The organism is Pseudofrankia coriaricola (genome assembly GCF_001854805.1).
Classification (GTDB): Bacteria; Actinomycetota; Actinomycetes; order Frankiales; family Frankiaceae; genus Pseudofrankia.
In genome coordinates, this window is record NZ_MBLO01000044.1 from 32,079 (window position 1) to 48,136 (window position 16,058).

At 67.3% G+C, this 16,058-nt stretch carries 10 protein-coding genes; 5 read left to right on the forward strand and 5 right to left on the reverse strand.

Annotated elements, in window-relative coordinates; translation table 11 throughout:
* Positions 1–44 precede the first annotated feature (44 nt).
* From BCD48_RS08950 to BCD48_RS08965, 4 genes are read right to left on the reverse strand one after another with little or no spacing between them, the layout of a single operon-like run.
* Positions 45–3,230, reverse strand: coding sequence for a type I restriction endonuclease subunit R (locus BCD48_RS08950; protein WP_071047854.1), 3,186 nt, complete (start codon positions 3,228–3,230; stop codon positions 45–47).
* The gene (locus BCD48_RS08955) at positions 3,230–4,405 is read right to left on the reverse strand and encodes a restriction endonuclease subunit S (protein ID WP_083418359.1); all 1,176 of its coding nucleotides are present in this window, start codon (positions 4,403–4,405) and stop codon (positions 3,230–3,232) included. Before BCD48_RS08955 ends, BCD48_RS08950 begins: the two co-directional genes overlap by 1 nt.
* Complete coding sequence (locus BCD48_RS08960) at positions 4,347–5,972, reverse strand: class I SAM-dependent DNA methyltransferase (protein WP_071047856.1); 1,626 nt, start codon at positions 5,970–5,972, stop codon at positions 4,347–4,349. Before BCD48_RS08960 ends, BCD48_RS08955 begins: the two co-directional genes overlap by 59 nt.
* A 30-nt stretch (positions 5,973–6,002) precedes the next feature.
* Complete coding sequence (locus tag BCD48_RS08965; RefSeq protein ID WP_083418360.1) at positions 6,003–7,904, reverse strand: helix-turn-helix transcriptional regulator; 1,902 nt, start codon at positions 7,902–7,904, stop codon at positions 6,003–6,005.
* 200 nt (positions 7,905–8,104) lie between these two features.
* On the opposite strand from BCD48_RS08965, the gene BCD48_RS08970 reads away from it, so the two are divergent.
* From BCD48_RS08970 to BCD48_RS08980, 3 genes are all read left to right on the forward strand, one after another.
* A complete protein-coding gene (locus tag BCD48_RS08970) occupies positions 8,105–10,639 on the forward strand; it encodes an AAA family ATPase (protein ID WP_071047857.1) in 2,535 nt (844 codons plus the stop codon).
* The gene (locus BCD48_RS08975; protein WP_083418361.1) at positions 10,636–11,079 is read left to right on the forward strand and encodes a hypothetical protein; all 444 of its coding nucleotides are present in this window, start codon (positions 10,636–10,638) and stop codon (positions 11,077–11,079) included. Before BCD48_RS08970 ends, BCD48_RS08975 begins: the two co-directional genes overlap by 4 nt.
* Before the next feature lie 154 nt (positions 11,080–11,233).
* Entirely contained in the window at positions 11,234–11,593 is a 360-nt protein-coding gene (locus BCD48_RS08980; protein ID WP_071047858.1) for a hypothetical protein, read from the forward strand.
* Positions 11,594–11,989: 396 nt separating this feature from the next.
* On the opposite strand, the gene BCD48_RS08985 is transcribed toward BCD48_RS08980, so the two are convergent.
* Complete coding sequence (locus BCD48_RS08985; protein ID WP_071047859.1) at positions 11,990–13,168, reverse strand: site-specific integrase; 1,179 nt, start codon at positions 13,166–13,168, stop codon at positions 11,990–11,992.
* Between the two features lie 1,595 nt (positions 13,169–14,763).
* Here BCD48_RS08985 and BCD48_RS09000 point away from each other — a divergent pair.
* On the forward strand, positions 14,764–15,741 hold the full coding sequence (locus tag BCD48_RS09000; protein WP_071047862.1) for a zinc-dependent alcohol dehydrogenase family protein: 978 nt from the start codon (positions 14,764–14,766) through the stop codon (positions 15,739–15,741).
* A 132-nt stretch (positions 15,742–15,873) separates the two neighbouring features.
* On the forward strand, positions 15,874–16,058 hold a 185-nt coding region (locus BCD48_RS52895; protein ID WP_206745004.1), incomplete at its 3' end, for a hypothetical protein.

Here is a 16,058-nt window from a genome sequence, read left to right on the forward strand (position 1 = left end):
ACGACTGAGCCGGGTGCACTGGCGATCTCTAACGGACGAAACCGCTATCCCGTGACGTATCGGGGTGCCATAGCTTCCATCTGCTCGATCACGAGGCGGATGGCCTCCGGCTGCTTGTCCGGCGGGTACTTGTACTTGACGAGAAGCCGTTTGACGGACGATCGGAGCTTGGCGCGCACGTCGTCTCGCACGGTCCAGTCGGTCTTGACGTCACGGCGCATAACCGCGACCAGCTCGCGGGCGATCTGGGCGAGCACGTCATCGCCTTGAAGGGCGACGGCCGACTCGTTGGTGCTGACCGCGTCGTAAAACGCCAGTTCGTCGCCGGAGAGCGGTGGGCTGAAGTGCTGGCCGCGGTTGCCCTCGGCGGCGACCTCCTTGGCCAGTTCGATGAGCTCGGCGATCACTTCGGCCGAGGTGAGCTGCTGGTTGGTGTACTTCCGCATCAGTTCAGCGATAAGCTTGGAGAACGCCCGCTGGCGCACCAGGTTGTGCCGCGAGACCTGGCTCGACTCCTCGACGAGAAGTGCCCGAAGCGCCTCGATCGCGAGATGCGGGTTCGAGGCTGACTGTGCCTTGACGTGGAACTCCGGCCCCAGGTTGGAGAGCGACGGCTTCGGCAGGCCGGCGGCCTCGTAGATGTCGATGATCTCGTCGGAGGCGGTCGAGGTCGCGACCAGCGTGGCGAGCATCCGCTGGATCTCTTCCGGTACCGGTTTGCCCTCGGCCTGCCGCTGCTGGGCGTCGAACTTGCCCATCCAGACCCGGACTTCCTCGTAGAACCGCGCCGTCGAGCGTAGGTGCTCGAGAGTCTGGCTGCCCGAACACAGCGCCCACGCCCGGGCCAGTTGGTTGGACAGTTTACGGAAGCGGTCGCCGAGAGTCTCCTCGCCTTCCGCAGCCTGGTTGCCGGGGGTAGTCGGGGAGCGCAGGTAGTTGGTAAGTCCGTAGACGGCCTTGACCCAGCTCTTCTGGGCACCGGTCAACTGCTTCCGCCACGGATAGCCGGCGCACAGCGCGTTCAGGGAGGCTATAAGCGTGGTGGTGAGGTCGACGGCCTCGTCGATGCTCTTGCCGACCGGCTTCTTGGCCCGGTCGGTGTCGGTGTACTCGGCGAGCGCCCGGCTCAGGTTGTCGACCAAGGGGGCGAAGGCGACGAGCAACCCGTCCGGCTTGCCACGGAAGGTGCGGTTCACCCGCGCCAGCGTCTGCATCAACAGGGCGCCCTTGAGCGGGCGGTCGAGGTAGAGCGTGTGCAGCGGCGGAGCGTCAAAGCCGGTGAGCATCATGTCCTTGACGATGACGATCTGCAGTTCGTCCTCGGCGTCACGCAGCCGCTTCTGGATGGTCTTGTTCTGCCCCTCGCGGCGAACATGCTTCGCCACCGGCATGACGTCCTGCACGGAGCCGGAGTACACGACCTTGATCACACCCTTGTCGACGGCGTCGTGGTGCCATTCCGGTCTGAGCGTGACGATCTCGTCGTAGAGGCGGGCGCAGATCTCGCGGGTCGCGCCGACGATGAACGCCTTGCCCGGCGAGCCGATGAACTTGCGCATCTCCCCCGAGCGAGTCTCCCAGTGCGTGACGATCTCGCTCGCGAGCGAGGCCAGCCGGGCCGGCGCCCCATACACGGCGTTGATCACGACGACCGATTTCTCGATCTTCGTCCGCTCCACCTCGTCAAGCCCGGCCGTGGCCTCGTCGGCGGCCCGGTCGAGATCTTCCTCGCTGATGTCCTTAGCCAGAGCGACCTTCGGCAGCCGCGGTTCGAAGTAGACGGGGACGGTCGCCCCATCCTCGACGGCCCGGGTCAGGTCGTAGATGTCGATGTAGTCGCCGAACACCTCGCGGGTGTTGCGGTCCTCGAAGGAGATCGGCGTCCCGGTGAAGGCGATCAGCGCGGCGTTCGGCAGGGCGTCCTTGAGATGGCGGGCGTAGCCGTCGAGGTCGTCGTAGTGGCTGCGGTGCGCCTCGTCGGCGATGACGATGATGTTGCGCCGTTCCGACAGCAGCGGATGATCGAGGCCGGCGTCCTTCTCCGCTTTGCTGAGGCCGAATTTCTGCAGCGTGGTGAAGTAGATGCCGCCCGTCGCACGGCTGGCCAGCTCGTCGCGTAGCTGCGCGCGGGTCGTCACCTTGACCGGAGACTCGCTCAGCAGGCGGGAGCGATTGAATGCCTCGAAGAGCTGGCCGTCCAGCTCCCGGCGGTCGGTCACCAGGACGAGAGTCGGGTTCTTGAGCTTGGGCTGGACGGCCACCAGATGGGCGTACAGCTCCATCTCCATGGACTTGCCCGAGCCCTGGGTATGCCACACGACACCGGCCTTGCCGTTGCTTTCGACGGCGGCGACCGTCGTGCCGACCGCCTTGGCGACGGCGAAGTACTGGTGGGGCTTCGCGATCCGCTTCGCGTAACCATCGGCCCCGCCGTCGAAGGCGGTGAAGTTGCGCTGCAACTGGAGAAACCGTTCGGGGTTGAACACACCCTCGATCAGAAACTCGAGCTCGGTGCCGAGATGCACGTCATCGACGGGTTCGCCGAGCTTCACCGGCTTGCCATCATCGTCGACGTTCCAGGGCGAGTAGTGGTTCAGCGGCGTGAACGGGGTGCCGTAGCGGGCGGTGATCCCGTCGCTGATCACTGTCACGACGGCGAACCGGAAGGCCATCGGGAACTCACGCAGGTACGTCACCAACTGGGCGTGCGCGGCGTCGAGGTCGGCCTTGGCCGACCCTGCCCGCTTCAGCTCAAAGATCGCGACCGGCAGGCCGTTGAGGTAGAGCACTACGTCGAAACGGCGCTCGATCTCCGCCGTCCGGACGGTGACCTGGTTTACCGCGAGCAGCTCGTTGTCGCCGACCTGATGACTGACCAACCGGATGGTGGGGTTCTGCTCGACACCGTCAGCGTCAATGTAGCTGATCCCCCGATAGCCCTGGACGCAGATCTGGTGCAGCCGGTAGTTCTCCGCGATGGCATCCTGCGAGGTCGGCTGGATGATCTCCGCCAGCGCCTGCTCCAGGTACTCCGCCGGCACCTGCGGGTTCAGCGTGCGCATCGCGGCCAGCGCCCGGCCCGGAAGCACGATGTCATCCCACGACGCCCGCCCGTTCCCGGCGCCCGGCGCGACAGCGCTCCCCGGCAGCGCCCGCCACTCCTGCTCAGCAAGCGTCTCCAGCGCCACCCCCTCCCAGTCCGCCTCACTGAACCCCGACTGCCCCGCCATCACACAACCCCCTCCACGACCCTCTCCGCGTCCCGTACGCGGATCTTGCCGGACATGAGTAGTGGTAGCAGTTCGTCGCGCGCTTCAGCGGCCTTTCTCGATTCAACAGTCATCTGCGCGGCGGCCGCGTGAATCGCACCCACTTCTCGAGAGAAGCCGTGCGCAATATCTGCACGAGGGACCCGAACCGAGAACTGCTTGAACTTGCCTCTGCTCAGCTCAAGGAAAGTCGCACCGTTGGCGTGACTAATAAATTCCGATGTCCGAGCGCGCATCTCATGGAAGAGCCAGTGCTGATACCTGGAATCCCTAGCATTGACGACAATGAAGCCCTGATTCACCGCCACCGGCAGTTGAGTAACAGCAAAGGCGCCGATAGTGGCCCGTGATGTCATCAGGATTGAACCCTTAGGGTAGAGCGCCGAGGAGCATGAACTCAACCCCGCTGGTGTAATTGTGCGGCTTGTTGAGAACAGGTAAGGACCTGCGAGAGCGGTCACATCGGTCGGCGTCGCCCACCAAATATCTCCGTTCCAATACTCGTCGACCGAGGTCTTCGGGGTTCCTCCTCCACCGACTTCAGCCATGTCGCCAAACGTCCTGTCGCCAGGCTTAATATTCTTGACGGCCTGCGTGAACTTGGCGTCGGACAGCTCCACGCAGAGACGCAGAGCCCGGTCATTGGCGGCGATCTTGTCGTCGAGTGCCCCCAGAACGTCCGCGATCGCGCGCTGTTCCGATATTTCGGGGGTCTGTACCTGTAGCCCCGCGATGTAGTTTCGGTTCAACATCGGCTGCGCCCCGCCTGAGTTGAATCCGGTGAAGTCCGTGATCTCGAACAAGTAGTACACCCAGCGCGGGTTATTTCCCTTGAAATCTTTGACAAAGAGCGAGGTATTGAGTGGCCAATAGGGACCCTTTACTAGTGTGGGCTTCCCGATAGACGCACCCGCTCGACCGACGACGACGCCTGGGCCCTCCTCGCGGGCCTCGTTGTGCCGGCCGGATATACCGCCTGAGCCCACGACTGGCACCGTGCCAGCGGTTCGCGTGCTAGTTGGAAGATCATATCCGCGTTGAAGGCTAATCAGGTCGCTCAGCGCACGTGTTGGCCACTCACTCACCGATTCGCTCCAACTGCTCGCGGACGATTTTTCCGAAGCGCGCTGATTCATCAAACGCTGCCAGCAGCTCCTTTGTGAGTCGTTGGATCTTGTCGTCGAGGAGTTCGCCGTCGTCTTGGACTTCGGCCGAGCCGACGTAGCGGCCTGGGGTGAGGGCGTAGTCCGCGGCCTTGATGTCGGGGATGCCTACGGACTTGCAGAAGCCGGGGACGTCCTTGTAACTCAGCTTCTTCTGGGCGGCGGAGCGGGTGCCGCGCCAGGCGTGGAAGGTGTCAGCGATCCTGGCAATGTCTTCGTTCGACAGATCACGTTCGGCGCGGTCGACCATGTAGCCGAGGTCGCGTGCGTCGATGAACAGCACCTGGCCGGAGCGGTCCACACCCCCGTACTCCCCAGCGCGCTTGTCCTTGGCGAAGAACCAGACGCACACTGGGATGCCGGTGCTGCGGAACAACTGGGTAGGCAGGGCGACCATGCAGGAGACGAGGTCGGCCTCGACGATCTGGGCACGGATGGCGCCCTCGCCGTTGGAGTTGGACGACATCGAGCCGTTGGCCATCACCACACCGGCGCTGCCGCCGGGGGCGAGCTTGTACAGGATGTGCTGGATCCAGGCGTAGTTGGCGTTGGTCGCCGGCGGGACGCCGAACTTCCAGCGCGGGTCCTCGGTGTTGCGCGACCAATGCTTGATGTTGAACGGTGGGTTCGCCATCGCGTGGTTCATCTGCACATCCGCGTGCTGGTCGCGGGCGAACGTGTCACCCCACCGCGCCCCGAGGCCCTTGTTGTCGATGCCGTGGATGGCGAGGTTCATCTTCGCCATCCGCCACGTCTCCTCCAGGCTCTCCTGGCCGTAGATGGCGATGTCCTTCGGATCACCCTTGTGGTCGTAGATGAACTTCTCGGTCTGGACGAACATGCCGCCCGACCCACAGCAAGGGTCATACACCCGGCCCTGTGAGGGCTCCAGCAGTTCGACGATCACACGCACCACACTCGGCGGGGTGAAGAACTCGCCGCCTCGCTTGCCCTCCGAGCGGGCGAAGTTGCCGAGGAAGTACTCGTACACCTCACCCATCAGGTCGCGGGCGCGGTGCTCCCCCTGCCGGCTGAACCTGGCGCTGTTGAACAGGTCGAGCAGCTCGCCGAGGCGGCGCTGGTCGATGTTGTCCTTGTTATAGAGGCGGGGCAGCGTGCCCTGCAGCGTCGGGTTGGCCTTCATGACCAGGTCCATCGCCTCGTCGATGAGCCGGCCGACGTTCTTGGCGGGCTCGGTGCCCTCCGCCGGCCGGCCCTTGGCGTTCTCCGCTAGGTACGTCCACTGGGCCAGGGGCGGCACGACGAAGACCCCGTACCCCTGGTACTCCTCGGGGTCGTCGATTAGATCCTCGATCTGCTCGTCGTCGTAGCCTTCGGCCGTCAACTCGGCGTGGATGTCCTCGCGGCGCTCGTCGTAGGCGTCGGAGACGTACTTGAGGAACACTAGGCCGAGGATGACGTCCTTGTACTGGTTCGCGGACAGCGAGCCGCGGAGCCGGTCGGCGGCCTTCCAGAGAGTGTCCTTGAGCTCCTTCATCGTCGAGGGCGCCGACGGTTCCTTCTTGGTGCGGGGCGGCATGCTGCCCGTCCTTCCTCCTGCGTCGTGGTCCTACTGCGTCGTCCGTACGGTCAGGGTCACCGCGCCGGCAGCGACCCCGTCGATCATGGCGGCGACGAGATCCCCAGTCGCGGCCAGGTGGCGCCGCAGGCTCGCCTCGTGGTTCGCCGCCGCGACGAGCGCCGCGTCCAGTTGCTCCATCTCGGCGGTGTCGAGGATCGGCACATTCCAGGTCTGCCACTCGGCGGGCTCGTCTGGCAGCCGGTTGATGATCGCTGCCACCGCGTGCGGGCCGATACCGGCACCCGGTCCGATCCTGAGAATCCTCGACGGTGAGGCCACTAATGATCCGCCGTGGTCGTCGACCGTCGCGACGGGGCGGGGCCGCTCCGCGATCACCACATCCCCCGGCTCGGTACGGGCTGCCTGCGGGTACAACCGCGCCGCGTCGAACGGGTCCAGCAGCATCGAACGGAGTGGGTCGATCGCCGACAGAACTCGCACCGACCCGGCCGGATCGGCGTGTCCGGGATTGATTCGGCTGCCGCGCAGCACCCGTAGATGCTTCATTCCCGTCAGCTCGCCGAGCGACCGCCGACTCAGCAGCGTCGACCCTGGGGCGCGCTCGACCAGGACGTCGAAAGGTTGGATCGGCTCGCTCGTCACCAGCGTGCCCGTGTTGATCGCGGCAATGTGCCGGTCAAGCTCCGTCGTGGCCAGCCGCGCCGCCCGTGCCCCGCGAGGCACGACGACGGCGCGGGCACTCAGGATGCGCTGCAGATCGTGCGGGCGAAGATAGCGGAACGCCCGGCTACGGACGGCCAGCGCCGTGGCGGCTACGGCGGCGGTCACGTCAGAGGCGAGGTCGTCGAGGTCCAGCTCGTCCCGCGTGAACGCGGCCAGGTCGGCCACCAGCGGGTGCCGCGTGAAGCCGCCGGGCGCGCAGACCCACAGGCCCAGCGCCTGCCGATGCGCCTCCCGCCACAGACCCCGGGGCAGTCGGAGCGCGACGGCGAGGCTTTCGGAACGAAGTGTCTGCGCGCGGTGCTTCTCCTGCTCGCCGTGAAGGTCGTCGCACAGGACGGCTGCCGGGCCGACAACCACCGCAAGTTCACCGTCGCCGAGGTCGAGCACGACGTTGTCGAGCAGATCGAGGATCTCGTCCGCCGTCCTGCCGACGACCGACATCACGCGGACGCTCGGCGCCACCGCTGCTCCGGCCGTCTCGATGCCGCGTATCGCCGCCCGCCGCCTGAGGTCGCGAAGGTCCGTAGTGTCACCGGCGACCGCGAGTTGGGCGAACGACTCGGCGATCGCCAGGGTCACGCTCGTGACGGGGCCGACGTGCACGAGCGGCACGCCATCTGGGGCGAGGTGGAGTGCGCAGGCATCAGCGACGGCGTGAATAAGGCCGACCACCTCGGACGTGAGGTCGCGCGCGCCCCGCGCTCGGGCCGCCCGGCCCTGCTCCAGGCGGTCAAGTGCCTCGCGAGCGCCGTACGACGCCTCCACCAGGTCGTCGACAAACCCCAGGGTGCTGGTAGCCGGCGCAGCAACCGCTATCTCGCGTAGCAGCATCTCGTCATCGGGGTCGACCGAACGCGCTCGCGCGAGACGTTGCTCCGGTGTCGTCTCGGCCAACTCCTGCCCGGTGAGCGTCGCCAGACAGAGCCAGGTGACGAGCTCGTCCAGCGAAACGCCCTCCGGCACGCTCAACGCCGGTGCGTCGAGATTCGCCTCCGCGTTGTTGCCCCGGCCGGTACGCGCCAGCCACGCGACGATATCTTCGCGCGGGAATCGCTCTATCCCGCCGGAGGTCTCCACCGGGTCGGGAAAGGGCAGGTACTGACCGCGTACGCGCGGGCGGTTACGCCACATGCTCACGACCGGACGACGAACCCGCGCCAGATCCGCGACGTCCTGCAGCGTCAAGGTGGGCCCAGCGCCCTCCACCGCGCACCTCCTCCGATCGCTCCGGCGACTCACACAGAGTACTGGGACGCATCCTGCTATCAACGCTGGCGAGTGATAAGCCGGTTTATCAGGCTTCTCGTTATAAGTTTCGAGTCTTCAGGAGCACAGTGATCTCCGTCCGGGCCGCTCGGGGGGCGGCCCGGGCACCACACCCTCTCGCCCCCGCGGAGGTCACGACCATGAACCCGACGCGAAGCGCCCTCTACGAGCAGTTGTTCGACGAACTGGCCGAGGCCGGCGCGTCCGACCTGGCCGCCGATCTGGTGCTCGCCGCCTTCGAGGGGGCCGACGCCCTGGCTGGCGTTCTCGGTGGCGCCACGACACCGCGCCCGTCAGCGCCGCAACGAGCCGTCCGTCCCGACGCAGCCGCGATCCCGGGCATGTATCTCACCGCCATCTCGGTCTGCGGCTTCCGCGGCATCGGCCCGACGAAGACGCTCAACCTGCGGCCCGGCCCCGGCCTCACGCTCGTCACCGGTCGCAACGGCTCCGGGAAGTCCAGCTTCGCCGAGGCCGTCGAACTGGCCCTCACCGGGACGAACGAGCGCCTCCAGCGCGGGAAGATCTGGCGGGACGGCTGGCGCAACCTGCACTGCGGGGACGCACCCAGGGTCGAGGTGGAGCTGACGTCAGAGGGCACGCCACGGCCCATCCGGGTCGTACGGGCCTGGCACGCGGACGACACCGACCTGCTGGCCGCGACGACCACGGTGCGCCTGCCCGGCGAGACCGCCCGCCCGCTGGCCGACCTGCCGTGGCGGGAGGCACTCGCCGACTTCCGGCCGTTCCTCGCCTACTCGGAGCTGAGCGGCCTGATCACGGACGGCAGCGCGAAGATCTTCGATGCGCTGAGCGGGCTGCTCCGGCTCACCGAGCTGACCGACACCCACACCCTGCTGCAACAGACGCACAGCGACCTCGACAAGGCGCACAAGGCGGTCCGCGACGGCCGAACGGTGCTGCTCGCCGCCCTCGCAACCTCGGACGACCCACGGGCGAAGGCCGTCTCGGCGGCGCTCGCCTCGAAGGTCTCCCAGGCGTGGGATCTCGACAGCGCGCAATCTGCGGTCAGCGGGGGCAGCGGCAACAGCCCCGCTGCCGGCGGCAGTGGTGTCGACGGTGAGGTGGCGGCACTGCGGCGCCTCACCGCGCTCACCGTGCCCGACCCGGCCGACGTGGCCGACGGCGCGGCACGACTGCGGTCCGCCGTCGCGCGGGCGGGCGCCACGGCCGGAACACCCGCCGCCGACGCCCGCCGGGTCGCCGGGCTGCTGCGTGCCGGGCTCAGTCACCACCAGGAGCACGGAGACAGCACCTGCCCCCTGTGCGGGGTCGGCACGCTTGACGGGACCTGGCGTGCGGCCGCCGCCGCCGAGGCCGACAGGTTCGGCATCCTCGCGAAGGAGGCCGACGACGCCGACCTCCGGCTGCGCGACGCTCTCGCCGCGGCCCACGCGCTGGTGGAACGGCGCCCGGACATCCTCGGCACCGATCCCGCGGGTGGCCTGACCGCCGCCGAGGTCGTCGATTCGGTCGCGGAAGATGCCGCCGGAACCCGGGCCGCCTGGGATGCCTGGGACGGGCTCCGCGCCGTCGTCGACCCCGCCGCACTCGCCGACGAGCTTGTCGTCCGGCACACGGCACTGGTCACCGCCGTGGACGCGCTGAGGTCCAACGCCCGCTCTCGCCTGGACGACTTCGAGACCGCCTGGTCACCGCTGGCGCGGCAGGCCCAGGACTGGCTCGACGCCGCCCGCCGCGCCCGTTCCCTCCAGCCGCACCTGGCCGCCCTCAAGGAGGCCGGCGACTTCCTGAAGCAGCTGCTCGAACGCCTGCGGGACGAGCGGCTCGCGCCGTTCGCCGCGCAGCAGCAGGCCATCTGGGGCGAACTCCGCCAGGAAAGCAATGTCGATCTCGGCCCGGTGCGGCTGCGCGGTACGGCGACCCGACGCCGGCTCGTGCTCGACGTCACCGTCGATGGCGCGGGTGGCACCGCGCTCGGCGTGATGAGCCAGGGCGAACTGCACGCCCTCGGGCTCGCGCTGTTCCTGCCGCGCGCCACCGTTCCCGAAAGCCCGTTCCGGTTCGTCGTCATCGACGACCCGGTGCAGGCGATGGATCCGGCGAAGGTCGACGGGCTCGCGCGGGTGCTGCTACGCACCGCCGAAACCCGTCAGGTTGTCGTCTTCACCCATGACGACCGGCTCGCCGACGCGGTGCGGCGGTTCAGCCCGAGCGCCTTTCCCACCTACCACCTGGACGTCATCCGCGCGGAGCAGTCGGTCGTCGACATCAGGCCGTCTCTCGACCCGGCAGCGCGGTGGCTGAACGAGGCCGAGGCGCTTACGCTGACCGACGGCCTGCCGGATGACATCAAGGCGGTGCTGGTCCCCGCCTTCTGCAGGTCGGCCGTGGACGCCGTGTGCCTCGACATCCACCGCCGCCGACGGCTCACCGCCGGCGACCGCCATCACGACGTCGAGGCCGCGATCACCGCTGCCCGCCGGACGGGGTCGAAGGCCGCGCTCGCGATCTTCAACGACACCGCCCAGGAGAAGAAGGTCGCGTCCTACATCACCAACAAGTGGGGCGCGTCGGCCGGGAGTTTCTACCGGACCATCAAGGAACGCGGCCACGAGCCCTGGGCCGGTGACCTCAGCGACCTGGTGCGGCAGTCGACCGACCTCGTCGGCAAGCTCGGCGAGCTTCGATGAGCGCCACCGGTCGCCACCCGAACACCGCTGATCACTACCTGAAGGCGGCGGATCGCTACCTGGACGTCGCTGACGGCCTCCTCCGTGGCGCACCAGCAGGTGTCGCGGGGTTCTGGCCACGGGCCTGCGCCTGGCTGCTGCGGCTCGCGCTCGAAGCCACGGTGAACGAACTGTGGGCCCGGGAACGCCCGGAGGTCGTGCAGGTGTCGATGCGCGCGCGACTGCTCAGTCTGCACAGTGCGCGAGCCCTCGAACCGACCGTTCCCAGCCGCGCGGAATACCTCTGGGCGGTCCTCTCCCGCACAGTGCACCACCACCCGTACGAACTCTCCCCGACCGCCGCCGAACTGCGCGGCTGGTACCAGGACGTGCGGACGCTCGCGGACGAGCTGCGCTCATATCTGCCGACGCGCACCCGAGGGGGAAGTCCGCCGGCCTGACCCACCCACGACCGACGACCGCGCACCGTCCACGGCACCGGAATCCAGTCCCGCGAAGCCGGCACCCATTCAGAAAGGGATCGACCATGTCATTTTCGGAGTTCTCAGGACCGCAGGCTCCGCCCGGAAGGCCGAATCGCTGGCCGTCCCAGCCGTGCCGCTCACGCTTCTCCTGTCGCTGGGCCTGGTGCTGAGCGTCGACCCGGACGACGCTGGCGCCGTCATCGTCGACCAGCAGGACGGCCCCGCGGGGCCGGCTGACGAGGCCGGCGGGGGCGACGGCAGCGGCGGCGGGGCCGCCGGCACCAGGCAGCAGCCGCTGCCCGCCGGCACCACCGGCGACTGGCAGGTGAGGCTGAAGGTGACGATCCCCGACACGATCGCCCAGGTCGCCGCGGAGAACCAGTCCAACGTGGATGGTGGCGTGGCGCGGCGTCGGGGCCTCGGCCGAGGGAGTCATCGGGCCGACGGCGGGTCCGACGACAGTGACGAGCCTCGCTGTCGAGGTCGGTAACGCGGCGACCCGAAGACGGCACGCCGGGTGCCAAATGAACTGTGCCCGGCGTTGACAGCCACCACCGGAGCCGGCACACGTTCGAGGAGCCCGGCATTGTACGAACCGGCTTCCCGTGCCCGCTGAACTGCACGGATAGAAGATTTCCACGCACCGAGCCTGATAGCTACAATCTACTTGCCCAGGTAAGCGGCCCACTGTGGGGCAGGGTGGGGCGGGAGGGGCTCGAGCCCTGACCTGTCTTGCTCCATCCGATCGCGGATCCTGGCTTTGCGTGCGGCTCAGGGCGACTGTCCGTGATCGTTCCCGTCGCCGGATCTGTCGTCGTGTTGCCCGTCCGGTGTCTCCTCTATCCGCATGCGCGCAGAGTGACACAAGTAGCGACACCGTTGATCGTCAGGTTCGCACCCGAAGCTCGGCGGGGCTGAGGCGTTCGAGTGCCTTTCCGGCTCGGGGGTTGACGATGCCGCGGCCCATGTAGGTGTCGAGTGTCATGGAGGCGCGAGAGTGGCCGAGCTGGTCGGCGATCTCGCGTGGGGTGAGTCCGGCTTTGTCGAGAGCAGTGGCAGCGGTCTTGCGGAAGTGGTGGGGGACGAGCCAGGTGTAACCCATCCGGTCGAACGCTTCCCGCAGCTGGGTGTGGGCGTTGTCCGGGTCCTTGAGCGTTCCGGCCGATGACATGAACACCGGGTCCCATGCAATTTTCGACGCGCGGCGGTTCTCCTGCCGCCGACGGAAAAGGTCGACACCCCAGCCCGGCAGCACCAGCAGTCGTTCGTGAACCTTCGACGTCGTCGTGGTCTTGACGAGGAGCCCTTGGCCCTTGACCCGCACGACGACGCTGCCGGTGAGGAGCGTGCCCGCCTCAAGGTCGAGGTCGGGCCACTGGATCGCGAGTACCTCGGCGATCCGCAGCGCCGTGCACAGCATCCCGTCGATCATGTCGGGCAGCTCCTGGCGCATCGCCGCGTCGTCGTAGGTGAAGCTGGCCCGGACCTGCGCGAGCTCAACAGTAGACAGCGCTCGAGGCGGGTTCTTGACCTTGGGCCTGACCGGTGCCACTTCGCGGCAAGGGTTGATCTTCATCGCGTCGAGCCGGCAGGCATGGCCGCACATGTTGCTCAGCACCGTCCGGCACACCTTCGCGATCGCGGCGCCGTGGTTGTGGCCGACGGTCTTGATGAAGCGGTTGACCGCGCCGGTGGTCAGCTCACGGACTCGCAGCTGACCGAGGCCGGGGATGATCTGGTTGTCGAGCCGGTCCCGGTAGAGCTGCAGGGTGCCGGGTGACCTGTCCAATTGGTGGAACTCGGTCCACCAGTGCTCGGCGAGAGCCTTGACCCGGGACTCTGGGGTGATCTCGTCACCGCCGCCAGCCGCCGTGACGCGGTCAGCGAGGGCCTTCTTGAGGTTGCGCTCGGCCGCGGCCATGGTGGGTCCGTACCGTTCGACGGGCGAGGTGCTCCCATCGAACTCGCGGTAGAGCGTCATCGCGCGAAAGCTGGAACCGGCCCGGTAGACGCGAATCTTGCCATAGGTCCCGGGCGGGGTTTCGGGTCTGCCTGTACCTCCCACAGCCCACACATTACCCACAGAAAACTACGAAGATCGCCAACAGCTAGCGCAAGATCACGACGAACGTCGGCGGCCAGAAGCTGCTGCTACCAAAGAGCTTTGACGGTCATCGGAGGAAGCCGACAGGCCTCCTGGTCCATCCCGGCAGGTTATAGGTTCGAGTCCTATCGCGGGAGCCTGACCAGCAGGTTTGCAAGATCTACTGGCCTGGTGGGCGCCCGAGAGCCATTTTAGGACCACTTTATTCGCCGGTACCACGTCGCTTTTCGTGGTCTCTCATCGCTCCACTGTGTGCCTGCCGAAAATCCCATCCGCGCTGGTCAGGGCAGTCACGGCCGTCAGGACTGGTCGTGCCCCCTCCAGCGTCCGGCCCTCGCCCGGTACGGCCCATGGCTGCGGGCGGATGCCGGTTCGTGCTGCTTCGGCTGACCTACCTCGGTGTCACGAACGCGTTCGCCCTGCTACGCCTGCTGCCCTACGGCGACCGTGACAAGGACATCGAGATCCTCACCCTGCGCCACCAGATCGCCGTGCTKCAACGCCAGCTCGACGGYCAACGGATCCRGKTCMAGCCCGCCGACCGCGCCCTGCTCGCCGCACTCCTGCGTCCGCTGCCCCGGCCAACCTTGCACGGCCTGCGGCTTCTGGTGCGCCCGGAAACTKTCCTGCGCTGGCACCGCGACCTGATCACCCGCCACCACRCCGCCATCTCCCGTCCCCGCCGGCGTGGCCGGCCCCGCACCGTGGCCTCAATCCGTCTCCTGGTGCCGCGCCTGGCCAAGGAGAACAGCAGCTGGGGCTACCGAAGGATCCACGGCGAACTCCTGACCCTCGGCATCAAAGTAGCCCCATCCACAGTCTGGGAGATCATGCGCGACGCGGGCATCGACCCCGCACCCGACCGCACCGCGACCAGCTGGGCCGACTTCCTCCGCTCCCAGGCCCACGCCCTGCTCGCCGCCGACTTCCTCGAGACCGTGACCCTCAACGGAGAGCCTCGGCACGCTCGTCCTCGCTGTGTACGAACGCACGGACCGGCACTTCCCGGTTCCGTAGGAGCTCCACGGTGGTCCTACCGACCGCTCCCACGCGTCCCGCTGCGCCGGTTACGAGAACGGGCGACACATCCGGCATCGGCTCTCCCCCGCAGTCATTGCACCGGGCGTCGCCTACCCCCTCAAGCAGGTACTACACGGCTTGCGAACAGGTCACTGGATCGAGCACGGCACGCCGGCGGCCACGCGAGCCCGCCGCCCGCGTTGGGCGCCGACCGCGCTGACGTGATGCGACGTTTGGTGAAGGACGTGTCATCAGGATATGAATGTCAAATGTTTCTGAAATACATATTATCGCATGGGGTGACCGTGATATTCGTCGACAACGCGACGAGCGTGCTGGCAACCAGGCGCAGGAGCCGATCAGTTCCGCGTCGCATGTCGTGGACTGCCGTGTAGGACGGACGGGACCGGCGAGTAGAGCGCCGTGACTGGGAAGGTCTTCGGTGCTGGACGTGAGTTGCAGGGGCAAACGTGCCGTGGTGACCTGAGGTACCCAGGGGTCGGAGCTGCCATCGCGGGTGAAGAAGGGAATCCAGCGTGAAAGCGATCCAGATCGAGGCGTTCGGCGATCCGGCCGAAGTCGTCGAAACCGTCGACATCCCGGATGTCGGTGCGCCAGCGACCGGCGAAGTGGTGATCGCCGTCGAAGCCTCGCCGATCAATCAGTACGATTTTACGATGATTGCCGGCGACTATGGCTATCGGCCACGGCTCCCCGCCATTATGGGCACGGAAGGAGTCGGCCGCGTCGTCGCGGTGGGCGCGGGCGTCACACATCTGACGGAAGGCGACCGGACGCTGGTGCCGTTCCTGCACCCGACCTGGGCCGAGCGCATCAAGACCGACGCACCCTGGCTGCGGCCGCTGCCACCAGGCGACATCAACCAGTTCGCGATGATGGGGGTCAACCCACCCACGGCCTATCTCCTGCTGACCGACATCGTGAAATTGCCGCGCGGATCCTGGGTCATCCAGAACGGCGCCAACTCCGGCGTCGGGCGGGCAGCAGTTGCGATCGGCAAATCGCTCGGGCTGCGAACGGTCAACGTCGTCCGTCGTGACGAGGTCGTCGCGGAAATGAAGACGCTTGGCGGCGACGTTGTGCTGGTCGACGGACCCGACCTTGCCGAACGCGTCGCGGTGGAGACAGGAAACGCGCCGATAACCCTGGCACTCGACGGGGTCAGCGATACATCGCCGATGAATCTGATGAACTGCCTGTCCGAAAGCGGCGTGCTGGTGTCCTACGGGCAGACCAGCCGCAAGCCGATGCTCGCGCAACCGCACAACCTTATCTTCAAGAAGCAGACGATACGCGGCTTCTGGCTTCGCTACTGGTATCAGTCAGCCAAACCGGACGAGATCGCGGCGATGTTCGATCAGCTGACGTCGCTGGTCGCCGCCGGCACGATCTCGACCCCGGTCGCCGCCACCTACGGTTTCGACCAGGTCGGGGAAGCGATCACGAAAGCGGCACAGAGCGGCGGAAAGGTGCTGTTCACGTCGAACACGTGATTCGTCGGCGAGGGGGTTCCATTCGGTCGAGCTACGCAACTCGACGGCCCCGACCCGCGCGGCCTGCGACGTCACGTGCACAGGACGCCCGTCAGCACGGGCGGCATGCTACTACCTAGAGGGAAATAGAACGTGACCGATCAGCGCAACGCGGCCCAGGGCGAGGCGACCACGCTGGGACAGGCGCCTTCCGGTGGGCGCCCACGCTGGAACGGGCACCTTCGGTGGGGTGACCGCGCCGGGTCAGGCGGCCTGGGTGGCGTGGTCGGGTCGTTTGGTGATGACGGTGTCGTAGCCGATGGCGTTGAGCTGGGCCT

Bases quoted from the DNA above. Each gene is read 5' to 3' on its own strand.
- BCD48_RS08955 (WP_083418359.1), bottom strand. From the start codon at position 4,405: ATGAATCAGCGCGCTTCGGAAAAATCGTCCGCGAGCAGTTGGAGCGAA.
- BCD48_RS08970 (WP_071047857.1), top strand. From the start codon at position 8,105: ATGAACCCGACGCGAAGCGCCCTCTACGAGCAGTTGTTCGACGAACTG.
- BCD48_RS08960 (WP_071047856.1), bottom strand. From the start codon at position 5,972: ATGCCGCCCCGCACCAAGAAGGAACCGTCGGCGCCCTCGACGATGAAG.
- BCD48_RS08975 (WP_083418361.1), top strand. From the start codon at position 10,636: ATGAGCGCCACCGGTCGCCACCCGAACACCGCTGATCACTACCTGAAG.
- BCD48_RS08950 (WP_071047854.1), bottom strand. From the start codon at position 3,230: ATGGCGGGGCAGTCGGGGTTCAGTGAGGCGGACTGGGAGGGGGTGGCG.